This window comes from Pseudomonas sp. ICMP 3272 (genome assembly GCF_001466905.1).
In the GTDB taxonomy this organism is placed as follows: Bacteria; Pseudomonadota; Gammaproteobacteria; order Pseudomonadales; family Pseudomonadaceae; genus Aquipseudomonas; species Aquipseudomonas amygdali.
Genome location: NZ_LKEK01000120.1, coordinates 1 through 988 on the forward strand (window position 1 = coordinate 1; position 988 = coordinate 988).

Consider the following 988-nt stretch of genomic DNA (forward strand, 5'->3'; position numbering starts at 1 on the left):
GGGCTTGAGCAGCCGGTGCAGGTGGTATGGCGCCCCGCGAAACTGAGCCTGGAAGAGGTGGCCATCGATCCGCTCGCCGGTGACGTGCTGACACGACTGCGCGAGCGCTTTGACCCACGGCACTATCGCCTGGACATCGGCCAGGCGCCGCTGATGCGTATTGCCTACGCCGAGGACACCGCCCACCAGCGGCTGGTCGGCATGTTGCTGTTCCACCATCTGGCGCTGGATCACACCTCTCTGGAAGTGGTGGTGGAGGAAATGCAGGCCAGCCTGCAGGGTCAGATCGAGCAATTGCCGGCCCCGGTGCCTTATCGCAACCATGTGGCACAGGCGCGTCTGGGTATCAGGGTCAGATCGAGCAATTGCCGGCCCCGGTGCCTTATCGCAACCATGTGGCACAGGCGCGTCTGGGTATCAGCCAGGCTGAACATGAAGCGTTTTTCCGCGACATGCTCGGCGACATCGACGAACCAACACTGGCTTACGGCATACAGGACGTGCAGGGCGATGGCAGTGGCATCGAGGAAGTGAATCAGTTACTCGACAGCCAGCTGAGCAGCCGTATACGCAGCATTGCGCGGCAGCTGGGGGTCAGCGCTGCCAGTCTGGCGCACCTGGCATGGGCTCAGGTGGCTGGTCGGGTCTCGGGGCGCGAAGAAGTCGTGTTCGGCACCGTACTGATGGGCAGGATGCAGGGCGGCAACGGTGCCGACCGGGCGCTGGGCATGTTCATCAACACCTTGCCGCTGCGCATCAGAGTCGGCAGCCAGAGCGCTCTGGCGGCGGTCAAGGTCACTCACCAACGCCTCTCGGCACTATTGGGGCATGAGCATGCTTCGCTGTCGCTGGCCCAGCGCTGCAGCGGCGTGCCGAGTTCGCTGCCGCTGTTCAGCACCTTGCTCAACTACCGCCACAGCAACAACGGTGCGGCATCGACCGACACATTGTCAGCCTGGCAGGGCATTCAGACCCTGAGCATGGAGGA

The 988-nt window shown here is 63.6% G+C and carries 1 pseudogene; it reads left to right on the top strand.

From position 1 onward, the window contains the following. Nucleotides 1-988, top strand: a pseudogene (locus AO068_RS27810) (condensation domain-containing protein); the annotation flags it as partial.